This is a genomic window from Micromonospora sp. WMMD730 (assembly GCF_049178955.1).
In the GTDB taxonomy this organism is placed as follows: Bacteria; Actinomycetota; Actinomycetes; order Mycobacteriales; family Micromonosporaceae; genus Micromonospora; species Micromonospora wenchangensis.
This window is the reverse complement of sequence record NZ_JBMHML010000002.1, coordinates 2,381,482-2,406,684: the sequence shown is the minus strand read 5'-3', so window position 1 is coordinate 2,406,684 and position 25,203 is coordinate 2,381,482. Positions and strand designations below refer to the sequence as shown.

General features: G+C 72.0%; 24 protein-coding genes. 8 read left to right on the top strand and 16 right to left on the bottom strand.

Annotation, left to right across the window (positions count from 1 at the left end):
* Positions 1-71 precede the first annotated feature (71 nt).
* The 6 genes from ACN265_RS10635 to ACN265_RS10610 form a co-directional block, all read right to left on the bottom strand.
* Positions 72-1,610 carry a PLP-dependent aminotransferase family protein gene (locus ACN265_RS10635; RefSeq protein WP_204923248.1) on the bottom strand — a complete coding sequence of 513 codons (1,539 nt, stop codon included), beginning with the start codon at positions 1,608-1,610 and terminating at the stop codon, positions 72-74.
* A gap of 107 nt (positions 1,611-1,717) precedes the next feature.
* The gene (locus ACN265_RS10630; protein ID WP_204923249.1) at positions 1,718-2,560 is read right to left on the bottom strand and encodes a hypothetical protein; all 843 of its coding nucleotides are present in this window, start codon (positions 2,558-2,560) and stop codon (positions 1,718-1,720) included.
* Positions 2,547-3,920 (bottom strand): aldehyde dehydrogenase family protein, encoded by a 1,374-nt coding sequence (locus ACN265_RS10625; protein WP_421407137.1) that lies wholly within the window; start codon positions 3,918-3,920, stop codon positions 2,547-2,549. Before ACN265_RS10625 ends, ACN265_RS10630 begins: the two co-directional genes overlap by 14 nt.
* Positions 3,921-5,003: a hypothetical protein gene (locus ACN265_RS10620; protein WP_204923251.1), complete on the bottom strand. Its 1,083-nt coding sequence runs from the start codon at positions 5,001-5,003 to the stop codon at positions 3,921-3,923.
* A gap of 42 nt (positions 5,004-5,045) precedes the next feature.
* Positions 5,046-5,891, bottom strand: a complete 846-nt coding sequence (locus ACN265_RS10615; RefSeq protein ID WP_204923252.1) for an SDR family NAD(P)-dependent oxidoreductase — start codon at positions 5,889-5,891, stop codon at positions 5,046-5,048.
* A 51-nt stretch (positions 5,892-5,942) separates the two neighbouring features.
* The gene (locus ACN265_RS10610; protein ID WP_204923253.1) at positions 5,943-6,569 is read right to left on the bottom strand and encodes an FMN-dependent NADH-azoreductase; all 627 of its coding nucleotides are present in this window, start codon (positions 6,567-6,569) and stop codon (positions 5,943-5,945) included.
* A gap of 607 nt (positions 6,570-7,176) precedes the next feature.
* Between ACN265_RS10610 and ACN265_RS10605 the strand changes: the two genes are divergently transcribed.
* Positions 7,177-8,463: a cation:proton antiporter gene (locus ACN265_RS10605; protein ID WP_357929328.1), complete on the top strand. Its 1,287-nt coding sequence runs from the start codon at positions 7,177-7,179 to the stop codon at positions 8,461-8,463.
* Between the two features lie 61 nt (positions 8,464-8,524).
* On the opposite strand, the gene ACN265_RS10600 is transcribed toward ACN265_RS10605, so the two are convergent.
* On the bottom strand, positions 8,525-8,959 hold the full coding sequence (locus ACN265_RS10600) for a hypothetical protein (protein ID WP_204923255.1): 435 nt from the start codon (positions 8,957-8,959) through the stop codon (positions 8,525-8,527).
* 4 nt (positions 8,960-8,963) lie between these two features.
* Entirely contained in the window at positions 8,964-9,323 is a 360-nt protein-coding gene (locus ACN265_RS10595; RefSeq protein ID WP_204923256.1) for an MmcQ/YjbR family DNA-binding protein, read from the bottom strand.
* A gap of 336 nt (positions 9,324-9,659) precedes the next feature.
* Between ACN265_RS10595 and ACN265_RS10590 the strand changes: the two genes are divergently transcribed.
* Genes ACN265_RS10590 through ACN265_RS10570 form a run of 5 tightly spaced genes read left to right on the top strand, consistent with a single transcriptional unit; the run spans position 9,660 to position 14,180 of the window.
* A complete protein-coding gene (locus ACN265_RS10590; RefSeq protein WP_377686922.1) occupies positions 9,660-10,859 on the top strand; it encodes an ABC transporter substrate-binding protein in 1,200 nt (399 codons plus the stop codon).
* Between the two features lie 25 nt (positions 10,860-10,884).
* Positions 10,885-11,772, top strand: a complete 888-nt coding sequence (locus tag ACN265_RS10585) for a branched-chain amino acid ABC transporter permease (RefSeq protein WP_088647215.1) — start codon at positions 10,885-10,887, stop codon at positions 11,770-11,772.
* A complete protein-coding gene (locus tag ACN265_RS10580; RefSeq protein WP_421407136.1) occupies positions 11,769-12,743 on the top strand; it encodes a branched-chain amino acid ABC transporter permease in 975 nt (324 codons plus the stop codon). Before ACN265_RS10585 ends, ACN265_RS10580 begins: the two co-directional genes overlap by 4 nt.
* A complete protein-coding gene (locus ACN265_RS10575; RefSeq protein WP_421407134.1) occupies positions 12,740-13,498 on the top strand; it encodes an ABC transporter ATP-binding protein in 759 nt (252 codons plus the stop codon). Before ACN265_RS10580 ends, ACN265_RS10575 begins: the two co-directional genes overlap by 4 nt.
* Complete coding sequence (locus ACN265_RS10570) at positions 13,479-14,180, top strand: ABC transporter ATP-binding protein (RefSeq protein ID WP_204923259.1); 702 nt, start codon at positions 13,479-13,481, stop codon at positions 14,178-14,180. Before ACN265_RS10575 ends, ACN265_RS10570 begins: the two co-directional genes overlap by 20 nt.
* A 58-nt stretch (positions 14,181-14,238) precedes the next feature.
* Here the strand turns inward: ACN265_RS10570 and ACN265_RS10565 are convergent, their stop codons facing one another.
* The 7 genes from ACN265_RS10565 to ACN265_RS10535 form a co-directional block, all read right to left on the bottom strand.
* On the bottom strand, positions 14,239-14,811 hold the full coding sequence (locus tag ACN265_RS10565) for a DNA-3-methyladenine glycosylase I (RefSeq protein WP_421407133.1): 573 nt from the start codon (positions 14,809-14,811) through the stop codon (positions 14,239-14,241).
* Positions 14,812-14,837: 26 nt separating this feature from the next.
* A complete protein-coding gene (locus ACN265_RS10560; protein ID WP_363655828.1) occupies positions 14,838-15,692 on the bottom strand; it encodes an arylamine N-acetyltransferase family protein in 855 nt (284 codons plus the stop codon).
* A gap of 76 nt (positions 15,693-15,768) precedes the next feature.
* Positions 15,769-16,371: a disulfide bond formation protein DsbA gene (locus ACN265_RS10555; RefSeq protein WP_204923594.1), complete on the bottom strand. Its 603-nt coding sequence runs from the start codon at positions 16,369-16,371 to the stop codon at positions 15,769-15,771.
* 52 nt (positions 16,372-16,423) lie between these two features.
* Positions 16,424-17,686 (bottom strand): sulfate adenylyltransferase subunit 1, encoded by a 1,263-nt coding sequence (locus ACN265_RS10550; RefSeq protein WP_421407132.1) that lies wholly within the window; start codon positions 17,684-17,686, stop codon positions 16,424-16,426.
* Positions 17,686-18,618: a sulfate adenylyltransferase subunit CysD gene (cysD, locus tag ACN265_RS10545; protein WP_357929352.1), complete on the bottom strand. Its 933-nt coding sequence runs from the start codon at positions 18,616-18,618 to the stop codon at positions 17,686-17,688. Before cysD ends, ACN265_RS10550 begins: the two co-directional genes overlap by 1 nt.
* 38 nt (positions 18,619-18,656) lie before the next feature.
* Positions 18,657-19,904, bottom strand: a complete 1,248-nt coding sequence (locus tag ACN265_RS10540) for an ABC transporter substrate-binding protein (RefSeq protein WP_204923264.1) — start codon at positions 19,902-19,904, stop codon at positions 18,657-18,659.
* The gene (locus ACN265_RS10535) at positions 19,901-21,076 is read right to left on the bottom strand and encodes a sulfotransferase family protein (protein WP_357929356.1); all 1,176 of its coding nucleotides are present in this window, start codon (positions 21,074-21,076) and stop codon (positions 19,901-19,903) included. Before ACN265_RS10535 ends, ACN265_RS10540 begins: the two co-directional genes overlap by 4 nt.
* Positions 21,077-21,388: 312 nt before the next feature.
* Between ACN265_RS10535 and ACN265_RS10530 the strand changes: the two genes are divergently transcribed.
* Positions 21,389-22,219, top strand: a complete 831-nt coding sequence (locus ACN265_RS10530; RefSeq protein ID WP_420118281.1) for an aminotransferase class IV — start codon at positions 21,389-21,391, stop codon at positions 22,217-22,219.
* On the top strand, positions 22,216-24,036 hold the full coding sequence (locus ACN265_RS10525) for a class I adenylate-forming enzyme family protein (RefSeq protein WP_204923267.1): 1,821 nt from the start codon (positions 22,216-22,218) through the stop codon (positions 24,034-24,036). The genes ACN265_RS10530 and ACN265_RS10525 overlap by 4 nt, the downstream gene beginning before the upstream one ends.
* 49 nt (positions 24,037-24,085) lie before the next feature.
* Here the strand turns inward: ACN265_RS10525 and ACN265_RS10520 are convergent, their stop codons facing one another.
* Positions 24,086-24,982 (bottom strand): haloalkane dehalogenase, encoded by an 897-nt coding sequence (locus ACN265_RS10520; RefSeq protein ID WP_421407129.1) that lies wholly within the window; start codon positions 24,980-24,982, stop codon positions 24,086-24,088.
* Between the last annotated feature and the right edge of the window lie 221 nt (positions 24,983-25,203).

Genomic DNA, 25,203 nt, shown 5'->3' with positions numbered 1-25,203 from the left:
ATCTCGCTAGTACCACTGGGATTGGCACCTGACTATTTGGCTACATGGACCTTTGGCCCGGCGGGAACGACTTATACGCTCTTCCTCAATGCAGCCCGGCCGTTCGAATGCGAACGACCGGTGAACTGCTCCACAACCGCCGTCAGGCGGGTCACGCCGGAGAGGATCTTCTCGGGTGGGGTGGCCGCGTAACCGAGGACCAGGCCCCGCCCGATCCCTTCGAGTTCGTCGCCGAACGACGACAGTGGATAGACCCGCAACCGCGCCTCCCGACCGAGCCGGGCCAGGCGTTGTTCGTCGGCGTTGTCGGGCAGGCTGGCGACCAGATGGGTGCCCCGTGGGGCGGTGTCGATCGTGACGAACCCGCCGAGCCGGCCGCGCAGCGCGCCGACGAGAATGTCGCCGCGTTCCCGGTAGACGTCGCGCATTCGGCGTACGTGCCGGGCGAGGTGATTCGCCTCGATGAACTCCGCGAGCGCCGCCTGGGTGAGGATGTTGAGTGAGTTGACCGTCGCCCGCTGCACCTCGGTGACGATGTCGACCAGATCCGGGGGGACCACCAGATAGGCCAGGCACAACCCGGGGAAGAGGACCTTGCTGAAGGTCCCGACATAGATGACGCGCCCGTCCTCGTCGCCCTGGTGCAGCGGCGGGCCCGGGTTCTCCGCCCAGAACTCGCCGTCGTAGTCGTCCTCGATGATCCAGGCGTCGTTGTTGCGGGCCCAGGCGAGCACCTCGGCCCGGCGGGCGGCGGACATCCGCACCGACAGGGGGAACTGGTTGTTGGGCGTCACCACCGCCATCCGCGCGTCCGGGTGACGGGCCTTGCCCACGGCCACGCACATGCCCTCGGCGTCGACCGGGACGGGGCAGGTGTCCGCGCCGGCGGAGTGCAGGGCGCCCCGGATGGCCTGCAGGCCCGGGTCCTCGACGAGGACCTTCTCCCCCGGTTCCAGCAGGGTCAGGGCCATCACGTGCACGGCGATCTGGGCGCTCGGCTGGATGATCACCTGTTCCGGGGTGCACCGGACGCCCCGCATCAGCCCCAGCATGGCCGCGATGCCCTTGCGCAGCGGCCAGTAGCCGGCCGGGTCGCGGTGCGTGTAGAGGGCGCTGGTGAGCTGGTGCGACTTGCTGAACATGATCTGGCCCCAGACCTTCGACGGGAAGAGGTCCAGGGCGGGCATGCCGAGGGTGAACGGCCGGTCCGGGTAGCGCAGCTGGTCGTGCGCCGGGGTGAAGTAGGCCGACGCCTCGGCCATCCGACGGGCGGCCCGGGTGATCCGCAGGGGGGTCTTGGTGGCCGGGCGGGGCAGTTGGGACTCCATCTCCCGCGCGCTCTGCCGGGTGGCCACCCGGGTGCCGGAACCCACCCGGCCGTCGAGATAGCCCTCGGCGAGCAGCCGGTCGTAGGCCACCAGCACGGTGTTGCGGGAAACCCCCAACTCCTTGGCCAGGGTGCGGGTGGCCGGCAGTCGGGTGCCCGGGGTGAGTTGACCCGCCTCGATGCTCCACCGTAACTGTTCGTACAACTGTTGGTAGAGCGGCGCCGTTGAATGACGGTCGATGAGGAAACCGCTTCCCGGCAGCGCGGGAGACTCACGTGGCATGCATTTGTCCTTGCCCGATCGGGCGCGGCCGGGATTGCCTGTGGACCCGGCCGCGCTGACGATCCATCTCCCGACCGAGGCGGCTCAAGAAACGGAAATGACCATGCCTACAACTTAGCTACCGACGGAAGCGCGACGGACCCGGCCGGTAGGACGATTCCTGACACAAGTTTGTCCAACTGGGCCGCGTTGTCCACGATGTACGGAAAGGTGGTGCTGGAGTCGGTCGCCCGGTCATCCGGCCGGCGCGGCAGGGTCACCGGCATCGCGGCGTCCAGAATGGACCGTCCCGCCGGACGGGAGGTGGTCAGGTCGACGACGCCCCCCGCGGCCAGCGTCCGGTAGGTGGCCAGTTGGCCGGTGAGGCTGCCGAGCCCACCCGCCGCGAACACCGGCCGGCGTTCCGGCTGGCGGACGGCGGAGTCGAGAGCGAACCCGGTCAGCCCCACCACCAGCGGCGAGCGGCCCGGGTCCAGATAGGCGATCTTGCAGACGTCGTCCTGGTCGGCGCAGATGTCCGGCCGGACGCTGGCCTTGGCCGGCTCGGTCAGGTCGACGCCGAGCACCCGGTAGCGCGGACGTTCCCCGGTCAACCGTTCGTGACACTGCAACACCGCCGCGCCCGTCGCGTCGGTCAGCACCACGTCCGGGTCACCCAGCAGGTCGGCCGACCAGGGGCTGGGCGTCTGGATGGGCGTCGAGATCACCACCGCGCCGACGATCAGCCCGGCGATCAGGGCGACCAGCCCCTCCGCGCTGCCCATGGTCAGGATGGCCAGCCGGGTCTGCGCGCCGTCACCGGGCTCGCCGATCCGGCCGGCCAACGTCGCCGCCTGACGCAGCAGGTCGCCATAGGTGATCGACGACTCGCTCTGGTTGGGCAGCTGGAACCGCACCGCCTGACCGGTGGCCCACCACCTGTCGGAGAGCAACTCCTCAAGCCAACGCATGATCCCTCGTTCCGGTCGTCACGACGCCCTTGGCCTTCAGCAGGAACAGCGACAGGTTGCCCTCGTGGGGAATTCCGGGCGCGCTGTCCCAGGGCAGGGTCAGCCCGCACGTGACCTTACGGACGCTCGGGTCGGCCACCACCGCGGCCCGCAGGTCGGTGTCGTCGGTGAGCAGGTTGAGCACCAGCGCGTCGCCGAGGGCGGCGGTGCCGTCCGTAGGCCGCCAGGGCGCCACCACGACGAACGGGAACGGCAGCTCCACGCCCACCGCCGGATGCCGCAGGTCGTCGGTGGACAGCACGGTGGGCAGCGGCCGGTGCGACCCGTCCGGCAGCCGCACCAGCGGGTCCGCGCCGGCCGCCGTGTGCACCACCGCCCCACCCCCGACCAGTCCGGCGAGCTGCCGGCGCAGGCCCTCGGCGCGGGCGGCGTCGACCACGGGCAGGGTGGCGTCGGGGGCCGACACCTCGGGACTGGCCAGCGCGTCGAAGCGGGCGGCGAGCGCTTCGGCGACCTGCCGGGGGTCACCGGTGGTCAACACGAGGGAGATGTTGTTGCACCGGGTTCCGCCGTCGTGCGCCGCGCTGACGGTGAGGTGGTCGAGCACCTCGTCGGTCACCGGCCGGTCGAGCAGGACCCGGCTGCGCCCCGGCCCCCGGGTGGTGACCGTCGCGCTGTCGGCCCACCGCCGTACGGCGTCGCTGCCGCCGTACACGATGCCCCGGTCGGCGGCCTCCAGGAGGTACTCCCCCACCGCGCGCTCGCACGGCAGGAAGGAGATCCGGTGCTCCGCCAGGCCGGCGGCGAGCAGGGCGAGGGTCAACCGGCGGGCGGTGAAGGGCTCCCGGGTGCCGGGGCGCACCAGCACGCTGTAGCCCAGCGCCAGCGCGTGCAGCCACGAGTCGTTGGGGGCCGGGTGGTTGCTGGCCATCACGGCCGTGAAGAGCCGACCCGCCGGCACCCACGCCGTGTCGTAGCCGTCGCCGAGCCGGGTGCCGGGCAGCTCGGCCCGGGTGGTGGCCGGCAGGTGGGTGAGGCTGCGCACGATGTCGGCCACGGCGTTGCGGACGGTCACCCGGGGCAGGCCGGCGGCGAGCGCGACCCGCCGCTCGTACTCCTGCGGGGTCTCCCCGTCGAGGTCGGCGGTGGCGAACAGGTCGGCGGCCCGCAGCAGCAGGTCGTGCCCGACCGGCGTGCCGTCGGCCGACCGCCGGGCCCGGGTCACCGCACCGACGGCCATCAGCCGTGGCGCCATCCCCACCTCGCCCAGCAGGTCGCCCCGGACGTCGGCGAGCGGGGCCCGGTCGAGGCTCGCCACCGGCCGGCCGCAGACGATCGGCTCCACCACGATGCCGGCCACTCAGTACACCCCCTCGATCACCCGTACGTCGCCCACCTCGGCCACGGTGCCGACCTCGGCCAGGCCGTCGACCGTGGCGTCGCCGACGGGCTCCACCCGCACGGCGGTGTCCCGCTCGATGACGTTGGGCAGGAACATCTCGTCGCTGACCAGACTCAGCCGAACCCGGCCACGCTGACCGTAGTCGACCACCGCACCGGCGTCGTCGATTACGTCGATCCAGACCGCCTCGGCGTACGGCTCGAACACGCACAGGTGCCGGTCGTCGGGGCGTCGGGGCCGCTGCGGGGCGACACCCATCAGGGTGTTGCCGTAGATGCCCACGATCGTCGTGTCCGGGAAGAACACCTCCTCCACCTGCCGCAGGCTCTCCGGGCTGAACGAGGTGCCGGCCCAGATGATCGTCTCGACGGTCCGCTCGACGGCCGCGTGCAGCTCCGGGTCGGCGCAGATCGCCTCGATCAGCGGGGGCGTCGTGCTGAGCACCTTGACCGGTTGCGAGCGCAGCACCTCGGCCGCCTGGTCCAGCAGGTGCCGCACGTACCGCTTGACCGTGTCGGCCTCCCCCGCCGCCACCAGCTTCTTGACCCAGCGCGGGTCGAAGTCGACGGTGTGGAACAGGCCGTTGCCCAGGGCGGCGTAGCGGGCGCAGTCGTAGGCGAAGACGTGCGGACCGCTCGGGCCGAGGTGCAGCCAGTGCGCCGGGTCGGCGATGTGGTGCGCCCGCAGCCGCTGCATCGCCCAGGAGAGCAGCCGGCTCCGGTAGTCCCGGTCGACGATGCGCTTGGGCGCGCCGCTGGTCCCGCCCGACTCGTACACCCGGAAGCCGGTGCCGGTCAGGCCGCGCGGGATCAGGTCACCGACCGGGACGTGCCGCAGCTGGTCGGTGAGATCCGGGAAGCGCACCAGGTCGGCGGCGGTGTCGATGTCGCGTAGCGGATCGAAGTCGAGCAGCCCGCGCTGGCGTAGCCAGAACGGCGAGCCGGTCTGGGGGTCGAAGTGCCATCGCAGCAGCCGCCGGAGCCGCTCGTCGAAGGTCTCGACGGGACTCGACGCCACCGCCGTCGTGGTCAACGTGTTCATGCTCGCTCCTCGCCGATCGTCTGGTGGATGGGTCGGACCGCCTCAGTGGGCGGCGACCGCCGGCTCCGGGTAGGACATCGACAGCCCGATCTCGCGGGTGGCCGCGAGCTCCTGCGACACCTCGGTCAGCTTCTCGCCGACGCGCTGCACGGAGTCCGCGCCGAGCGGGAGCCGGAACGGCGGTTGCGGGTTGCGGCCGAGGTCGATGATGGCCGCCGCCGCCCGCGCGGGGTCGCCGGCCTGCGCGTGGTTCTGCCCGACCGACCAGGCGCGGACCCGCCCGGAGGTCTCGGTGTACTCCGGGAACTCGCGGCCGGCGAAGTGCAGCGAGGAAGGGTCGAGGAAGTCGGTCCGGAACAGGCCGGGCTCCACCAGGCACACCTGGACGCCGACCGGCTCCAGCTCCACCCGCAGCGCCTCGCTGAGCCCCTCCACCGCGAACTTCGTCGCCGCGTAGACGCCCCAACCCATCTTGGCGCTGAAGCCGAGGACCGAGCTGATGTTGATGATGCGGCCCCGGCGCTGCCGCCGCATCACGGGCAGCACGCTGCGGGTGACGTTCAACAGGCCGAACACGTTGGTGTCGAACACCGCCCGGGTCTCGGCGTCGGTGGCCTCCTCGACGGCCCCGAGCAGACCCCGGCCGGCGTTGTTGACCAGCACGTCGATGCCGCCGAAACTCTCCACCGCGGCGAGCACCGCCCGGTCGGCCTGGGACTGGTCGGTGACGTCGAGCGGGACCACGAGCAACCGGTCGGGGTAGGACAGCTCGGCCAGGCTGCTGGTGTTGCGCGCCGTGGCGACGACCTGTTCGCCACGCTCCAGCAACTGCCGGACGATCTCCAGGCCGAAGCCCCGTGAGGCGCCGGTGACGAACCAGACGGACATGCTTCTTCCCTCCTGTGGCACGGGCCGACGGGTCGCCGGCCGGCGGTGTGGTCAGATGGTGTGGGCGGCCTTGCGCGCGTCCTCGCGGGCGCGGTCGAGGTCCGCGGCCAGGGAACGGGTGAAGTCGGTGGGCCGCAGCGCGACCTCGATCACCGGGTCGACGCCGATGGTGCGCAGCCAGTAGTTGAGGTACGCCGACTGGAAGTCGACGCCGAACTCCGGCGGGCACCCGGGGGTGTAGACACCGCTGGTGTAGACGACACAGGCCCGGCGGCCGGTGAGCAGGCCCTGGTAACCGTGTCGCGGATCGAGGCGGAACGTCAGCCCCGGCTGGGTGACGATATCAATGAAGTGCTTGAGCAGGTAGGGGATTCCGAAGTTCCACATCGGCACGGAAAACAGATAGTGGTCAGCGTCGGTGAACCGGCGCACGAGTTCCCGGGTCTGCTGCCACGACATCGCCTCATCGGCGGAGCCGGTCGCGCCCGAGATGGCGTTTTTCTTGGCCGCCACCGCCACCGCCCCCACCGGGGGCAGGGTGGTCGCGGAAAGGTCCAGCACATCGAGGGTCGCCTGCGGGTGACACTCGAGGAATGCGTCGACAAACGCCTCGGCGACGGCGGCCGATCGGCTTCGCGGGCCCGTCGGGGTGGCTTTGACATGCAGCAGTCTGGTCACCTCTCGACCCGCCCCCGCTGCGCACCGGACAGGGCCGCCCCGGACCGGCCGCAATGACCACCGAAAGCCGACAAAGTTGTCATGGTTGCACTCTCTGTGTCGCCGGAGGGACGGAACGTCAGGAAGGCTAACCCACCGGTTGCGGGGCAACCAGAGCCATTTTCTGTCCGCAGACAGTGCCACTGGGCAGTCCACTGCCCAGCGCTGACGTCACGCCGTGAGCATGTCGTCACGGCAGGTGACCAAATGGCCTCGGAAAAGCCCGGCTATAGACGCCCATCATCGGTATCCATCGCTGGAATGCAGCATTTCGCGTTAACCAGCCGATGTCGGCAACCTGACCCGTCAGTTACGAGTCGGATTTCCGCATTCAACCCGGTGACCGCGCGGAGAGCCGGCCGTAAACGGCGGTGAAACACCCACCGGTCGCGTTTCCCATCCAACCCCCCGCACACCGCGACCGGGCCGGCAAATGGCACCCCCGATCCGCCGGACATGGACATGTCGGGCGGCAGAATCCGCTGCTACGGTCGGTGACCCGCGCAGGCCCCGCATTAACGGCGCCGGCCGGCGGACCAGCCCTCTCCCGCTCAGATCCGGAGATCTCATGAAGTCCGTAGCCACCCCGGCCGAACTCACCGTGGCAATCGTGATGGCCGACATCGCCCTCGTCCTGCTGGTAGCCCACCTGTTCGGCGGAATCGCCAGACGGCTCGGGCAGCCCGTGGTGATCGGCGAGATCGTCGCCGGCATCGCGCTGGGGCCCAGCCTGCTCGGCCTGCTCCCGGGCGACCTGACCGGCGTGCTCTTCCCCGCCGCCGCCCGGCCGTACCTGTCGGCCATCTCGCAGGTCGGCCTCCTGCTGTTCATGTTCCTCATCGGGTGGGAGTTCGACCGGCGCGTGGTCTCCCGGCACAAGAGCCTCACCCTGTCGGTGTCGGTGTGCTCCATCGCCCTCGCCTTCACCCTCGGCGTCGGCCTGGCCAACCTCATCTACCCCCGGCACGCCACGATCGCCGGCAAACCCGTGCCGTTCCTGGCGTTCGCCCTCTTCCTCGGCGCCGCCATGGCCATCACCGCGTTCCCCGTCCTGGCCCGCATCCTGCGCGACCGGCACCTCAGCAACACCCGGGTCGGCGTACTGGCACTGGCCAGCGCCGCCATCGACGACGTGCTGGCCTGGTGCATCCTGGCGGTGGTCGCCGCGGTCGCCACCGCCCGCGACGCCACCGACCTCGCCCAGGTGGTCCTCATGTCCGCCGGATACATCGCGGTGATGGCCCTCGCCGTCCGCCCCGGCCTGGCCGCCCTGATCCGCCGGGTCGGCCCCAACACCTACCAGCTCGCGGCCATCACCGCCGCCGGCGTCTTCCTGTCCTCCTACGCGACCACCTGGATCGGCATCCACGCCATCTTCGGTGCCTTCGCGTTCGGCTTCGTCATGCCCCGCCAGCCCGCGGAGGCGCTGATCAAGCACGTCCGGGTGCCCTTCGAGAACATCGGCCTGGTCCTGCTGCCGGTCTTCTTCATCGTCACCGGGCTGAGCGTCGACATCGCCGCGCTGAGCCCGACCAACCTGCTCGAACTCACCGCCATCGTCCTGGTCGCCTGCGTCGGCAAGATGGCCGGCGCGACCCTGCCCGCCCGCGCCTTCGGCCTGTCCTGGCCGCAGGCACGCCGGCTGGGCGTGCTCATGAACACCCGGGGACTGACCGAGCTGATCGTGCTCAACATCGGCGTCTCCCTCGGCGTCCTCGACGGACAGATGTTCACCATGATGGTCATCATGGCCCTGGTGACCACCGCGATGGCCGGACCGCTGCTGGCCACCCGCGCCGCGTCGAGCGACGAGGCGCCCGCGCTGGCCGCCGAACCCGTGCCGGTCGGCCGGTGACGACCGTGGGGCCGGCCCCGGGGATACGCGCACGGCGTACCCCCGGGGCCGGCCCCACGGATCAGTCCAGGGCGTACCGCTGCCAGAGCTGGTGGACCTGCGCCTCGGCGGCGGCCGGCACCCCGGTGCCGGAGCTGAACACGTAGCCCCAGGCGACCCCGGACGCCTCCGTCTTCAACACCTCCGGCACGATCCGCTCCGCCACCGGCAGCAGCCCGTCCCACGCCACGTCCACGTAGTTCGTCGTCACCGCCGGGTCCCGGTCGTGCGGGCCGGGATAGGGGGCGCGGGTCACCACGGCGTGCCCGACCAGCCCCCGCAGGCGGCCCTGCATCAACAGCCAGGCGTCCGCACCGACCGGGATGTTCACCCGCCGACCCACCGTCCACGACCCGGCCAGGGTGCGCTGCGGGGACACCCCCGGCGTCAGCGCCTCGTAGCTCGGCGTCCACCCGTTCCACCGCTGCGGGTTCCAGCCCAGGATGATCGCGGCCACCCGGTCACCGCCCCGGGGTCCGCGCGGGCGTGCCGTCGTACTGCGCCACCAGGCGCTTCGGCGCCGCCCGCCGCCAACCCTCCACCACCAGCTCCCGGATCTCGTCCGGGTCGGCCGAGGCGAGTTGGGCGCGGACCCAGCCGTACCGGCCGAAGTAGTCCGCCGGGTCGTAGGTGTCCGGGTCGGCCGCCATCAGCTCGGCCTGCTCCTCCTTGGAGGCCCGGATGATCGCCACCACGCCGTCGGCGGAGGTGCTGGCGAAGATGCGGTCGCGCACCCGGAACGTGGGGTGACCCCACGTCTCCTGTTCCACCGCCTCCGGCATGGCGAGGGCGAACTCCCGTACCTGCTCGGGTGTCAGCATTGTCGGTTCCCTCCGGGTCAGCGGGCACGACGCCCGCGGCGGGGCGCACCGCCCATTAGACGGTCGACGCCGGGTGCCGTCCGGGCGGACGCGCCGGCCGGCACCCGGGAAGGGTCGGACAGGACCGGACGGCGTCCAGCAGCGTGCCACGGCCCGGCGGTACGGAAAACGGCCACTTGACGCCGCCCGACGGGGCCAATCGCCGCCCTCGGGGAACGGGCCCGACCGGCGGGGCGAGTGGTTCCGGACCGGGCGGCGATGTGGCACTGGCCGCCCCCGACGGCCGGCCATACCTTCAGGCCACCAATCCTGCTCGATACGTTCGGGAGTCAAGCCATGACCGGAATCAACCGCAGGACATTCCTCGGCCTCACCGCCGGCCTCGGCGTCGCCGGCCTCACCGGCTGCGGCAGCAGCCTCGGCGCCACCGCCGCCAGCGGCGGCGACAGCAACACCGTCAAGGTCGGCCTCGTCATCCCCCAGGCCGGGGTCTACACCCCGCTGGGCGTGGACATCCAACGGGGCTGGGACCTCTGGCTGCGCCAGCACGACGGCCGGCTGGGCGGTCGCCGGGTAACCACCGTCGTCGCCGACGAGGGCGAGGGCCCGCAGACCGGCGTGCCGGCGGTGCAGAAGCTGCTCCAGAACGACCGGGTCGACGTGCTGGTCGGCATCGTCAGCTCGGCCACCGCGCTCGGCGTCCGGGACCTCGTCACCAGCGCCCGCCGGCTGCTGGTCATCGCCAACGCGGGCGCCGGGGCCATCACCGGCGCCAACCGCAGCCCCTACATCTGGCGTACCTCGTTCACCAACGCCCAGGTCGCCGCCGCGATGGGACGCCACCTGGCCGCGAGCGGCGTACGCCGGGCCTACGCCATCGCCCCCGACTACGTCGCCGGCGCCGAGGCGATCAAGGGGTTCAGCGACGCGTACCGGGCCGGTGGGGGCACCATCGTCGGACAGAGCCAGCCGCCGTTCGGCAAGACCCAGGACTACCAGCCGTTCCTCAGCCGCATCCAGTCCTCCGGCGCCCAGGGCACCTTCTGCTTCTTCGGCGGGGCCGAGTCGGTGGCCTTCGTCAAGCAGTACGCCCAGTTCGGGCTCTCCCGCACCATCCCGCTGTACGCCTCCGGGTTCCTCGTCGAGGGCGGGGTGCTCACCGCGCAGGGCGCGGCGGCCGACGGGGTGCTGTCGACGCTGCACTACACCTCCGAACTGGACAACCCCGCCAACACCGCGTTCGGCAAGGCGTTCCGCGCCGCCTACGACGCCGCCCCCACCGCCTACGCCGTGCAGGCGTGGGACGCCGCCGAGGTGCTCTCCCGCGCCATCGCGCAGGCGGGGGCCGTCGACGGCGACAGCCTCGCGGGTGCGCTCGGCTCGGTCGGCGTCATCACCGACAGCCCGCGCGGCCCGTGGTCGTTCGTGGAGCAGTCGCCCCGGCAGAACTTCTACCTGCGCCGGGTGCAGACCCGGGCCGGCGCACCGGTCAACGGCGTGGTCGAGGACCTCGGTCCGCTCGACCCGCAGGCCTGACCGGGCCAGCGGACGGAGCATCACGATGCCCACCGCGCAGATCGCGCTGACCGCGATGGTGAACGGGCTGGCCATCGGGCTGCTGCTGTTCATCACCGCCGCCGGCCTGTCCCTGATCTTCGGCATGATGGACGTGCTGAACCTCGCCCACGGGGCGCTCTTCCTCACCGGCGCCTACCTGGCCTGGTGGATCGGCGGTGAGCAGCAGACCTGGCCGTCGCTGGGCCGGGCGGTCGTCGCCGTCGTCGTGTTCGGGGCCGCCGCCGGTGGCCTGCTGTCCCTGCTGACCGCGCCGCTGTCCCGCCGCTCCCACCTCGAACAGGCGCTGCTCACCCTCGGCATCGCCCTGGTGGCCGCCGACGTGCTGTCCGCGCTGTTCGGCGACGACGTCCGCGCCACCGAACCACCGGCCGGCCTGGCCGGCACCGTGACCGTCGCCGGCTGGAGCTACCCCAGCTACCGGCTCGCCCTGGTCGGGGTCGCCGCCCTGCTCGCCGCCGCCGTCTACTGGACCGTGGAGCGCACCTCGCTGGGCGCGCTGTTCCGCGCCACCGTCGGCGACCGCGACATGGTCGCCGCCGTCGGGGTGGACCCGCGCCTGGTCCGCGGTGGGGTGTTCGTGCTGGGTTCGGTGCTGGCCACCCTCGCCGGGCTGCTCGGCGCACCCATCTACCACGCCCGTCCCGGGCTGGACACCACCATCCTGGTGCTCGCCCTGGTGGTCGTGGTCGTCGGCGGGCTCGGCTCCATCCGGGGGCCGCTGATCGCCGCGCTGCTGTTCGGCCAGGTCGAGTCCGTCGGCCGGGCGGTGCTGCCCGGCCTGGCCTCCTTCCTGCTCTTCGGCACGCTCGCGGCGGTGCTCGTCGTCCGACCGCGCGGCCTGTTCACCCTCGCCCCGGGAGGACGACGATGACATCCCTGGCCACGACCCACCCGGCCACCCGCCCCCGGCTGCGTCCCGCCGTCCGCAACGCGACAGGCGTGGCCGCCGGCACCCTGCTGCTGGCCGCCGCCCCGCTCTACCTCGCCCCGTACGCGACGACGACGTTGACCCGCATCCTCGTCTTCGGGTTGCTCGCGGCGAGCCTCAACCTGCTCGTCGGCGTCGTCGGGCTGCCGTCGCTCGGGCACGCCGCGTTCTTCGGCGTCGGCGCGTACGCGGCGGCCTGGAGCGCCCTGCACGGAACGTCGGGCGTGCCGGCGCTCCTGCTCGGGATGGCCGCCGCCGCCCTGGTCGCGCTGGTCGCCGGGGCGGTCGCCGTCCGGGCGAGCGGGGTCTTCTTCCTCATGCTGACCCTGGCGGTCGGGGAGCTGACCCAGCAGGCGGCCGACAGCTGGGAGTCGGTCACCGGCGGCTCCAACGGCCTGTACGGCGTACCGGCACCGACGCTGTCGGGCCTGGTCCTCGACCAGCCCGCGACGACCTACTGGTACGTGCTGGCCTTCTTCCTCGTCGGTCTGCTCGCCCTGCGCCTGGCGTCCACCTCCGCCACCGGGGTGGTGCTGCGGGGCGTCCGCGACAGCGAGGACCGGATGCGGGCGCTGGGATACCGGACCACGCTGGTCAAGCTCGGGGCGTTCGTCTTCGCCGGTGCCGTCGCCGGGCTGGCCGGCGGGCTCCTCGCCGCCCAGCAGCGGCTGGTCACCCCGGCCGACGCCGGCTTCGAGACCTCCGCGCTCGCCCTGCTGGCCGTGGTGATCGGGGGCACCGGCTCCTGGTGGGGGCCCTGCCTCGGCGCGGCCCTGGTCATCGTCGTGCGGGACTCGCTGGGCGCGACCCTCGACGGGCACGGTCCCCTGGCCCTCGGGCTGCTGTTCGTGCTCGTCGTCTACCTGCTGCCCACGGGGATCGCCCACATCCGGCTGAGGAGGGCCGCGTCATGATCGACGTACTCCGCTGCCACGACGTCCACCACCGGTACGGCGCGCTGAGCGTCCTGCGGGGGGTGCGGCTGACGGTGGCCGCCGGGGAGCGGCACGCGCTCATCGGGCCCAACGGCGCCGGCAAGAGCACCCTGCTCAAGCTGATCGCCGGCCAGGAACGCCCGTCCGACGGTTCCGTCCACTACCGGGGCCGCGACGTCACCCGGGAGCCGGTCCACCGGCGGGCCCGCGCGGGCATCGGGCGTAGCTTCCAGCACTCGACCCTGCTGGGGTCGCTCACCGCCGCGCAGAACGTGGGCCTGGCGCTGACCGGTGGCCGGGTGCTGGCCCGGCACACCGACCGGCACCGCCGCGCCGAGGTGGCCGCCGCGCTCGCCTCGGTCGGTCTCGACGACCGGGCCGACGTGCCGGTGGCGGCGCTGTCGTACAGCCAGTGCCGGCGGCTGGAGATCGCGGTGGCGCTCGCGGCCAGGCCGCAGCTGCTGCTGCTGGACGAGCCGGCGGCCGGCATGTCCGGCGAGGAACGGGGTGGGCTGGTGGAGCTGCTGCGCGGCGTGCCACCCACCGTGACGATCGTGTTCGTCGAGCACGACCTGGACGTCGTCTTCGACGTCGCGACCCGGGTCAGCGTCCTGCACCTCGGCACCGTGCTGTGCAGCGGCACGCCCGAGCAGGTGCGGCGCAGTCCCGAGGTGCAGCAGGCGTACCTCGGCGGCCGGATGGAGGAGGTGCACGGTGAACCTGGTGGTGCGTGAGCTGTCCGCCGGCTACGGGCAGGGGCAGGTGCTGCACGGGCTGGATCTCGACCTGTCCGCCGGGCAGGCGCTGGCCCTGCTGGGCCGCAACGGGGTCGGCAAGACCACCCTCGTGTCCACCCTCGCCGGGCTGCTGCGGCCCACCGGCGGACGGGTGCTGCTGGACGGGCGGGACGTCACCGGCTGGCGGGCCGACCGGCTCGCCCGCGCCGGGGTCGCGCTGGTGCCGCAGGGGCGGCGGGTGTGGCCGACGCTGACGGTGCACGAGCACCTGGCCCTGGCCACCCGGCACGGCGGCCGGACCTGGCCGACCGGGCGGGTCTACGAGCTGTTCCCCCGCCTGGCGCAACGGCGACGGCACCTCGCCGGCCAGCTGTCCGGTGGGGAGCAGCAGATGCTCGTGATCGGCCGGGCCCTGGCCACCGACCCGCGGCTGGTCCTGATGGACGAGCCGTCCGAGGGGCTGGCGCCGATCGTCGTCGACGAGGTGGCCGAGGCGCTGCGGGCGGTGGTGCGGGAGGGGCTGACACTGCTGCTCGTGGAGCACGACCTGCACCTGGCCCTCGGGGTGACCGAGGAGGCGGCGGTGATGGTCCGGGGCCGGATCGTCCACCGGTGCCCCACCCCCGAGCTGCGCGGGGACCTGCCGACGATGCAGCGGTTGCTGGGCGTCGCGGCGTGAGGACACGACCGGGTGCGGCCCCACCGTCGTCGCCGGTGGGGCCGCACCCGCAGCGGGTTCAGCCGTCCACGGCCAGGTGGCAGCCCACCAGGTGGTCGTCGACCATGCCGGTCGACTGCATCATGGCGTACGCGCCGACCGGGCCGATGAACCGGAACCCGCGCCGCCTCAGCTCCCGCGCCATCGCCGTCGACTCGGGCGTGCTGGCCGGCACCTCCGACGTGGAGCGGGGCCGGGGTCGGACGGTGTCCGGCGCGTACGACCAGAGCAGGGCGTCGAGGCCGCCGGCCAGCGCGACGACGAGCCGGGCGTTGTCGATGGTCGCCTCGATCTTGGCCCGGTTGCGCACGATGCCGTCGGTGGCGAGCAGCCGGTCCACGTCGGCGTCGCCGTAGCCGGCGACCGTCTGCGGGTCGAAGCCGGCGAAGGCCGACCGGAAGGCGTCCCGCTTGTGCAGGATCGTCGACCACGACAACCCCGCCTGGAACGCCTCCAGGGCCAGGTGTTCGAAGAGCGGGGCGTCACCGTGCACGGGACGCCCCCACTCGTCGTCGTGGTACGCGACGTAGACGGGGGTTCCGGTGCACCACCCGCAGCGCGGCACCCCGTCGGGGCCGGTGCTGATCTGCATGTCGTCTCCTGTCCTGCTGCGGCGGGTCAGCCGGTGGGGATGCCGGGACGCTGCGGCAACCGCTGCCACAGCAGTCGCAGCCCGGCGGTGTGCCGGTCGTCGAGCCGCAGGAGGAACGTCTCCTCCAACTCCCGACGCCACTGGTCGAAGGTGGTCAGCTCCCGCCGGTGCACGCCGTCGCCGTCGATGCGGGTCAGCAGCCGGTCGACGAGCGACCACACCACCTCGTCCGGCCCTCGGTTGGTGACGATGAACCGGCGGACGAAGGTGGAGCTCGACGCGGTCGAGAGCAGCTGGTGGGCGGCGACGAAGTCGTGCGGCCGCGCCGGCCGGTCCTCCCAGTCCATCACCGTGAACGACCCGCGGGGATCGTGGGTGAACCGCCACCCCCACGCCGCCTCGGCGAAGGCGAAGGTCAGCGGCGGATGCCGGACCACGCCGGGACGTAACGGCACCGGACCCAGCAGCCCGTCGCCGAGCCCGACGTCGACGAACCAGCGCCGGCCGTCCAGCCGGACGGTCATGGTCAGGTGGTTGGCGAACTGCACGCCGTCGGGCAGGGCGGGCGCCTTCTTCACCTGGCCCCGGTGCAGGGTCACGTCGAACCCCAGCGCGGCCAGCAGGGCGGCGAACGCGCCGTTGAGGTGGAAGCAGTAGCCGGCGTCGCCGTCGGCCAGCCGCGCGGCGTTGCCGGCCGGGTCGACGTCGGTGGGCAGGCCCAACTGGATGTCGAGATTGTGGTACGGAACCCGCCGGACGTGACGCTCGTGCAACCGGACCAGCGTCGCCAGGTTCACCCTGGGCCGGCCGGGCTCGTCCAGGCGCGCGAGGTAGCGGCGGACCACCTCGTCACCGATCCTGGGCACTGACGGCTCCTGCATGTCGGGACGTTCACTTTCTGTGCGGAAAACGCCGGGGCGGTGCCATCTCCATCGATGGCACCGCCCCGGCCGGTCGTCAGCGGGTCTGCGGGCCACTCGTGCGGCTGCGCTTGAGCTCGTAGAACCCGGGTGTCTGGGCGACCAGGAGGAAGCCGTCCCAGAGCCGGGCGGCGTCCTCGCCCCGCGGGGCGGGGGTGACCACCGGGCCGAACAGCGCCACCGGGTCGCCGCCGGGCACGTGCACGTGGATCGTCGGGGTGCCGACGTCCAGCCCGACCGGCTGCATGCCCGCCTGGTGGCTCTTGCGCACCGCGTCGTCGAGCCCGGCGTCGTCCGCCGCGTCGGCCAGCTCACCGGGCAGGCCGCACTCGGTGAGCGCCGCCTTGTACAGGGCCGGCCCGTACGACTGGCCCTTGACGTGCCGGCGGGTGCCCATGGCGTCGTAGAGCGACCGGACGGCGTCCGGCCCGTGCTGCTGCTCGGCCGCCATCAGCACCCGCACCGGCCGCCGCCACGGTCCGATGTTGCGCTGGTAGAACGCGTCGATGTCGGCACGTCCCTCGTTGAGCGCGGACAGGCTCATGATCTTGAACCGTACGTCGATCGGGCGCTGCCGCTCGGCGTCGAGCAGCCACCGGGACGTCAGCCACGCCCACGGGCACACCGGGTCGACGAACATGTCCACCAGGATTCGGTTCACTTCGGGCACCGTCGTACATCCTTCGGTTGATTCATCGGAAAGCCGGACCCACCAGGCCGGCACTGAGGGTCGCCCCGTCGGCGGGGTCGATGAGCAGCAGCGACCCGGTGCCCCGGATGAGCCGGTACGGGTCCGCGGCGATCGGCTCGTCGAGGTCCAGCACCACGGTCGCGATGTCGTTGACCACCAGCGGGTCGGAGTTCGGGGTGTGCTCCAGGGTGGCCAGGTCGAGGCGGTCGACGATCGACGCCACCGTCGCCTCGACCACCCGGGTCTGGTGCTGGACGAGGACCCGGGCGCCCTCACCGAGCCGACGCTCGGCGACGTGGCAGAGCGTCGCGGTGACCTGCCGGGTCGTCGTCGGGATCCGGTCCGCCGCGACGATCATGTCGCCGCGTCCCACCTCGCCCGCCCCGTCGAGCTTCACGCTGACCGACATGCCGGCCCGGGCGTTCTCGATCGGCGTGCCGAGCCGCTGGAGGGCGGTGACCACCGCCGGCCGGCCGCCGGGCGTGACCAGGACCTGCTGCCCGAGACGGAGCTGGCCGGCGACGAGCTGACCGGCGAGCGACCCGTCGGGCAGGACGTACTGCACCGGCAGCCGGGCCGGCAGGGCGGTCAGGTCCTCGTCGAGGTCCACCCGCTCCAGGTGCTGCAGGAAGGTCGGCCCGGTGTACCAGGGCATCTCGGTCGAAGCGTCGACGACGTTGTCGCCGCGCAGCGCCGACAACGGGATGGACCGCACGTCGGGAACCCCGAGCGAACCCGCCAGCCGGCGGAACTCGTCGTCGATCTCGGCGAACCGGTCCTCGGCGAAGCCGACCAGGTCCATCTTGTTGACCGCCAGCACCACGTGCGGGGTGCGCAGCAACGCGGCCACCGCGGTGTGCCGTCGGGTCTGGGTCACCACGCCGTGCCGGGCGTCGACCAGGATCACGGCCAGGTGCGCGGTGGACGCGCCGGTGACCATGTTCCGGGTGTACTGCACGTGCCCGGGGGTGTCGGCCAGGATGAACCGGCGGTTGCCGGTGGCGAAGTAGCGGTAGGCGACGTCGATGGTGATGCCCTGCTCGCGTTCGGCCCGCAGCCCGTCGGTCAGCAGGGCGAGGTCGGCCTGGCCGTAGCCACGGGCACGGCTGGCGGACTCGACCGCCTCCAACTGGTCGGCCAGCACCGACTTCGAGTCGTAGAGCAGCCGGCCCACCAGGGTGGACTTTCCGTCGTCGACGCTGCCCGCGGTGGCGAGCCGCAGCAGCTCGCCGTCACGCGTGGTGTCGAGGCTGAGTGTGGTCACTAGAAGTACCCCTCCCGCTTGCGGTCCTCCATGGCGGTGTCGGACATCCGGTCGTCGGCCCGGCTCGAACCGCGCTCGGTGATCCGGGACAGACTGATCTCGGCGATCACCTCGTCGATGGTCGCGGCCCCCGACTCCAGGGCGCCCGTGCAGGACATGTCACCGACGGTGCGGTACCGCACGGTGCGTTCCTGCACCTGCTCGTCGCGGCGCGGACCGCCCCACTCCCCCGGCGCCAGCCACATCCCGTTGCGCAGGAAGACCTCACGCTGGTGGGCGAAGTAGATGGCCGGCAGGGGGATCTCCTCCCGGGCGATGTAGTGCCACACGTCGAGCTCGGTCCAGTTCGACAGCGGGAAGACCCGTACGTGCCCGCCCGGATCGTGCCGGCCGTTGTACAGGTTCCACAGCTCGGGGCGCTGCTGGCGGGGGTCCCACTGCCCGAACTCGTCGCGCAGCGAGAACACCCGCTCCTTGGCCCGCGCCTTCTCCTCGTCGCGCCGCCCGCCGCCGAACACGGCGTCGAAGCGGTGCTGGGTGATGGCGTCGAGCAGCGGGACGGTCTGCAACGGGTTGCGGCTGCCGTCGGGCCGCTCGGTGAGCCGACCGTCGTCGATGTAGTCCTGCACGTGCGCCACCCGCAGCGTGAGCTGGTGCTCCGCCACGACCTTGTCGCGGTACTCGATCACCTCGGGGAAGTTGTGCCCGGTGTCGACGTGCAGTACGGGGAAGGGCAGCTGGCCCGGCAGGAACGCCTTGAGGGCCAGGTGGAGCATGACGGCGGAGTCCTTACCGCCGCTGAACAGCAGGACGGGACGCTCCAGCGTGCCCGCCACCTCGCGGATGATGTGCACCGCCTCGGCCTCGAGCACGTCGAGGTAGGACATCCGCAGGTCGGATGAGGTTTCGGATGCGGTCGAAGTGAACGCCATGGCGTTGTCTCCCCACAGGTGTCGGCCGGTCAGGCCGGTCAGGTCGAGGAGCCCGGCCGCACGTACCCGGCGGTACGCAGCTCGGGCGGGTAGACGATCGGCACGGTGGAGATGTCCTGGTCGATCTCCTGGTACTGCTGGAGCACCACCGGGGGCGGGCTGTGGTGCCAGTGGGTCTCGCCCCGGGTGAAGCTGACCGGGCCGCGCCAGGTGTCGAAGGTGCCCTTCTCCAGCGCGTCGATCAGTTCCGCCCGGCCGACCCGGTCCGCCTGCCGCAGGGCCTGCGCGATGATCGTGATGTCGGTGAAGGCGTTGAGGGCGGTGTCCGGCGGCATCGTGCCGTACGTGTCGCGGTAGCGGTCCACGAACCACCTGCCGATCGGGGTGAGCCCCGACCAGTTCGGGCTGAACTGGGTGGCCGGCCACACCATGTGCAGGCCGTGCGCGCCGAGCGCCTTCCAGTAGTCCGGCGCCCGCAGCGGCCACTGGAACGGCGCCAGCATGGGCACCTTCGGCAGCAGCCCGATCTCCGCCGCCTGCTGCACGATGAGGTGGTTGGTACGCACCACCCCCACGTTGATCACCACGTCCGGCCCCCACTGCTGGATCTCGCGCAGCTGGGGACGCAGGTCCGTCGTCGACTCCTGGTCGAACTCCACCGAGTACAGCTCCATGGGCTCCTCGGCCGCCTGCAACTCGGCGGTGAGCAGCGCGGCGGCGCTGCGCCCGAAGACCGTGTCGGCGTGGATCAGGCCGACCCGCCGGAAGCCCTGGTCGGCGGCGAACCGGATCAGCACCGGGGCGCGTTCGGCCATCGAGGTGAACGTGCGGAAGACCGCCCGGCGCTTGCGCGCGGTGACCCCGGGGTGGGCGTTCTCGATGAACAGCGGCACCCCGATCCGGTCGGCGAGGTCGGCGACCTCCTCGGTGTAGCGCAGGTGCCAGGGCCCCAGCACGGCCAGCGCCCGGTCGACGATCGCGACCTTCGCCAGCGCGCCGACCGCCGAGCGGGGCATCGTGCCGCCGTCGAGGGTGACGGTCTCCTGGTCGTCGCGGACGACGAAGTCGAACTGCAGGCCGTCGCGGATGCCGCCGTGGTCGCGGACGTACTCCGCGCCGATCAGGGCCCCGCGTGCGGTCAGCGTGCCGGCCGTCGGGTCGCCCGGCAGGGACAGCGGGGTCACGATGCCGATGGTGACCGTGGGGGCGCCGTCCACCGTACGGGCGAAGGCGCGGACCTGCTCGGTGACCGTCTCCAGCACCGTGGGCTCCGACGTGGTGCTCACGCCCGTCCTCCGATCTGGTACTTCGTCAGGTACGCGGAGAAGCGCTCGTCCAGCTCGTCGGCGTCCAGACCGTAGTCCTCGGCCCGGTAGACGTGCTTGCCGAGCTTGTCCTTGCGGTTCGCGGCGAGGTAGTCGCGGAACGCCTTCTCGACCTCGCCGTCCCAGCGGGCACCGAGGAAGTCGCAGATCTCGGCCATCACCGCGATCGGGTCGGCCATCAGACGCTGGTAGTCGACGTCGAGCACCGGGGTGCCGGCGAGCTGCTCCTGCTCGGCCCGCGCGAACAGGTCGAGCATCTGGGCGAAGCGCTCGGTCCAGAGCTTACCCAGCGCGAGGCGGTCCACCCGGTCGGCGCGCGCGAGTCGAATGATCTCGGTGAGGCTGCAGGTGGAGGGGATGGTGACGCTCGGGGCGCGGTGCATGTAGATCAGCCGGGCGTCCGGGTAGGTGCGGGCGAGCGCGTCGGCCCGCCACAGGTGGAACGGGTCCTTGAGGACCAGCGTGTCGGTGGGCACCCGCCAGACGATGTGCTGCATCAGGTACCGGTGGTAGTCGTAGGCGTCGTACTGGTCCTGGGTGCGCAGCCACTCGCCGTAGGAGGGCACGGTGTAGCGCAGCTCGTACGCCATCGTCTTGAACGTCGGCGCGGTCAGCCGGTGGTCCTCGTCGGGGCGGTGCGGCTCCCACAGGTGCACCGGCTTGAGCGCCGGCGCGACGGTGTAGTAGTCGGTGCAGAAGTTCTCCGCGGCCTGCACGAGCGCCTGGCGGGTCGCCTCGTCGCGGTCGTCGGTCGCCGGGGCCATCAGCTCCCACAGGTCGGGGGAACGCAGGTCCGGGTGCTGGCCGAGCAGGTTGTGCATCAGCGTGGTGCCGCTGCGGGTCATGCCCGTGATGAACACCGGCTGGTTGATCTCGACCGAGGCGATCTCCGGGTTCTTCACCCGGGCCCGGTGCGCGGCGGCCTGGGTGGCCAGCGCGGCGACCAGGGCGCCCCGGACCGACCGGCGACCGGCCTCGTTGAGGCCACCCTCGGTGTCCAACGCCCGCAGCAGCCGGTCGAGGGCGTCCAGGTGCGCGAACTCGAAGTCCGCAACTCCCGCCCTCGCTCGGGCGGCCTCGACGAACTCGTCCACCCGATAGGTGTCCTGAGTGGGTTCGATGACGGCGGTCACGGCGTACTCCCCTCTGTCTGGCTGGAAACGCGGCGGCTCGGGCTGCCGGTCCGTGCGGTCGGTGCCCCCGCCCCCACCGGGCCGGACGTGCCGACGGACGGTGACGAATGTGAACAGCGATCACGGTAGGTAGCGACGATAGGCACCCGGCCACGGTCGGTACAGGGCCACATCAGGGGTTCGCACGGGTCCAAAGCCGGCGGGCGACAAGTGGCCCGGAGCACGGCGTCAACGTGGCTCTGGAGCGGGACCTCACGGCCGCCCTATGGTCGGCCCAGCCAATCGGCGACACACCACGGATCGGAGAAGAAGATGCCGTCGGCGACTCGGGCCGCCCCCCTGCTGCTGTGGGAGACGGGGGTCCGCGAAGGAATCGAGGACAGTCGTTACCGCCCCGTGGTGGCCGACTCCTGGCTCCTGACCGACGGCCGGGCCCGGGCGTACCGCCTGCACTGGCAGCGCTTCGGCGCGGCCGTACGACGGTTCGGGGTCTCGGCGCACCGGGTGGCGTCCTTCGGGGCGTCGGTCACCACGGCGCTGCCCCGTTCCGGGGTGTGGTTTCCCCGCATCGAACTGCACCTGGTTCCCACCCAGCGGCTGGCCCTGCGGCTGCGGCCCGCCCCGCCCCGGGTCGGTGAGGCCCGTGGCTGGCTGTGGCCGCATCCGGACCCCCGGCGGCTGCCCCACCTCAAGGGGCCGGACTTCGAGGAGCTGGAGAAGATCAGAGCCGCCGCCCACGACGCGGACGCCGACGAGGCCCTGCTCTGCGACGAGCACGGTCGGATCCGCGAGGGGGCGTTCAGCACCATCTACTGGTGGTCGTCGGGCGTCCTGCACACCCCACCGGAGGACGGGCGGATCCTGCCCGGCGTCACCCGGCGGCTGCTGCTCGACCGCTGCGCCGAGCTGGGGATGCCGGTACGCCACCGGCTGCCCAGCGTGGCGGAGCTGCTCGACAGCGAGGTGTGGATCACCAGTGCCCTGCACGGAATCCGGGTCCTGACCCGGATCAACGGAGAGCCGACCGCCCCCGTCGACGCGCGGCGGTTGCACGACTGGCGCGCCCATCTCGACGCGCTGACCGAACCCCTGCCCGACCCCGAGGCCATCTGGCCGCACCGAAGCACCGAGGAGGCACCATGAAGCTCAGGTCACTACAGCGTTATCTGGCATCGGTCCCGCGTATGCACTTCGGGCGGTCGCACCGGGGGCTGCGGGCCCGGCTGGAGCTGCTGGCCACCCGTCAGCTCGGCGCGGGTGACTTCCTGTGGCACGCCCTGGAGCGGGGGCAGGACCACGACGCCCCGCTGTTCCACCACCTGCCGCCCGGCGGTGGCCCGGACGACCTGGTCGTCTACAGCCTGGCGACGCTGCGCGACCAGACCGAGCGGTACGCCCGGTGGTACCACAACGCCGGGGTGACCCACGGCGACCGGGTGGGGGTCTTCACCCGCAACGGCATGGCGAGCTTCGTGCACTTCCTGGCGCTCAACAGCCTCGGCGCGATCCCCGCCGTGATCAACCCGAACATGGTGCCCGACACCGCCGCCAAGTACCTCTCCCGGCTCGACGCCGTCGGCGTGGTGGTCGACGCGGACAAGCTCGGCCCGCTGCTCAACGGGATGGCCGACGCGCGTCCGTTCCGGTTCACCGCCTCGCAGGAGGCGATGCACGCCGCGCCGCCGGCCGGCCCGCTGCCCGGGGTCTACCCGTACCGGCACGGCGACCGCGACCCGGTGCTCATCTCGCACTCCTCGGGCACCACCGGCATGCCGAAGGCCGCCACGTTCGGCCACCGCCAGTTCTTCGCCGGCAAGCGCCCCCGGATCATGACGCTGCCGTCGGGCCCGGACGACAAGATGCTGCTGGCCTTCCCGGCCTCGCACTCGTCGGGCTACAGCTACATGATGATGGCCACCCTCATCGGCCTGCCCACGCTGGTCATGGAGTCCCAGGACGGGGCGACGGTGGCCGAGGCGATGCGGTGGTGGAAGCCCAGCGTGGTGACCGGCTTCCCGATCACCTTCACCGAGATGCTCGCGCTCGGCCTGGAGCCGTCCGCCGCGTCGAACGTGACGACCTGGATCAGCACGGCGGACGCCTCGCACGAGGCCCACGTCCGGGAGCTGGTCCGGCTCGGCCGGCACCGGGAGAACGGCAGCTGGCGGCCGGGGTCGCACTACCTCGACGGGTTGGGCGCCTCGGAGATGGGCATGGCCCTGTTCCTCAACATCCACGGCCCCAAGACCAACGCCTACAACCGTTGTGTCGGCTACCCGGAGCCGATCGTCGAGGACGCGGTCGTCTTCGACGAGGACGGTCGGGAGCTCGGCCCCAACCAGGTCGGCTACCTGGCGGTGCACACCCCGACGGTGACCCTGGGCTACTGGGGCAACCACGAGTTGACGCACAAGTCGATCCGCAACGGCTACTGGCTCACCGGCGACATCGGCTACAAGGACGACAAGGGCCGGTTCTACCACTACGACCGGACCACGGACGTGATCACGACGCGGCGCGGCCCGGTCTACAGCCTCACCCTCGAGGAGGAGATCTTCAAGGCGTGCCGGGCGGTGGTGGACTGCGCCGTCGTCGGGGTGGTCGACCCGGTCGAGCCGACCTCGTTCGCCCCGATCGCCGCGCTGCGCCTGATCGACGGGTCGGACCTCACCGCCGAGGAGCTGCTGACCCGGATCAACCGGGCGCTGCGGGCGGCGGGCAAGCACGAGCTGGCCGCGACGGTCGTCTCCAAGGGGGACACCAAGATCCCGCTGGGGGTCACCGGCAAGGTGCTCAAGCGTGAGGTGCGCGCGCAGTTCGCCCAGCTCCTGCTGACCGACGAGGACGGTGGGCTGGACGTGGCACGGACCCGCACCGAGCAGTCGATCCTGCGGGAGCTGAGCGCCTCGTCGGCGACGGTCGAGTCGCCGCAGGAGGAGCGGGCCACCTCGGCGGCCTGAGCAGCCACGTGGGGCGGGCGGTTTCCCACCGCCCGCCCCACGGCCGCGTTCACCGGCCGGCGACGAAGTCCCGCAGGGCGGCGCCGATCTCGTCCGGCGAGTCCTCCTGCACGTAGTGGCTGCCGGTGACGGTGACCTCGCGCTGGTTCGGGAAGGTCCGGGCGAACGCCAGGGCCCGACCGGTCAGCAACGCCCCCGGCTCGGCGACCACCAGCAGCTTCGGCACCGGGGAGGCGGCCAGCCAGCGACCGTACTCCTCGACGACGGCGGTCACGTCCGCCGGTTCGCCCTCGATGGGCAGCTCCCGGGGGAAGGCGAGGGTGGGCCGCCTGGAGTCGGGGTCACCGAACGGCCGGCGGTAGCGGTCCAGCTCCGCCTCCGACAGCGGGCGCACCACGCTGCGGGGCAGCACCACCTCGACGAAGAAGTTCTCCTCGAGCACCAGGCGTTCCCCCTCGGCTGAGCGCATGGCGCGGAAGAGCTGGTCGCGGCCGGCCTCGAAGTCGCTCCACCGGCGGGGTTGGACGATCGCCTCCATGTAGGCGACGGCCCGGACCCGGTCGGGGTGACGGGCCGCCCAGTGGAACCCCAGCGCCGAACCCCAGTCGTGCAGCACCAGCGTGACCGGCTGGTCGCCCACCACGGCGTCGAACCAGGCGTCGAGGTGGCGCACTTGGTCGGTAAAGCGGTAGCCGCCGTCGGACGCCGGACCGGAGTCGCCCATCCCGACCAGGTCGGGCGCGAGGCAACGGCCCAGGTCGCGGACCGCCGGGATGACGTTGCGCCACAGGTACGAGGACGTGGGGTTGCCGTGCAGGAACACGATCGGGTCGCCGGCCCCCACGTCGACGTACGACAGATGGGTACCGCACAGGTCGATGCGCCGGCGCGGGTGCGGGTCGGCCGCGGAGACGGAAACCGCGGCGGGTGTGGAACTCGTTGTCACTGGTGGACCTCCTCGGCACAGTGATAGCAAGGGGTCCGGGCAATTCCGTGGCATCGTCGTGACGGCGTGTCCCGTCATCGGCGGCCGTTTCGCGCTCAGCGGGGCTGTGCCATTCATGAATTGTTCGCGAGAATTCAAACAATGACATGGCGAATCCTTTTCGGCTCCACCGTGCGCAGGTGGGGCCGCTTCGTCGTCGGGCGGGGCCATCGGTGGAAGTG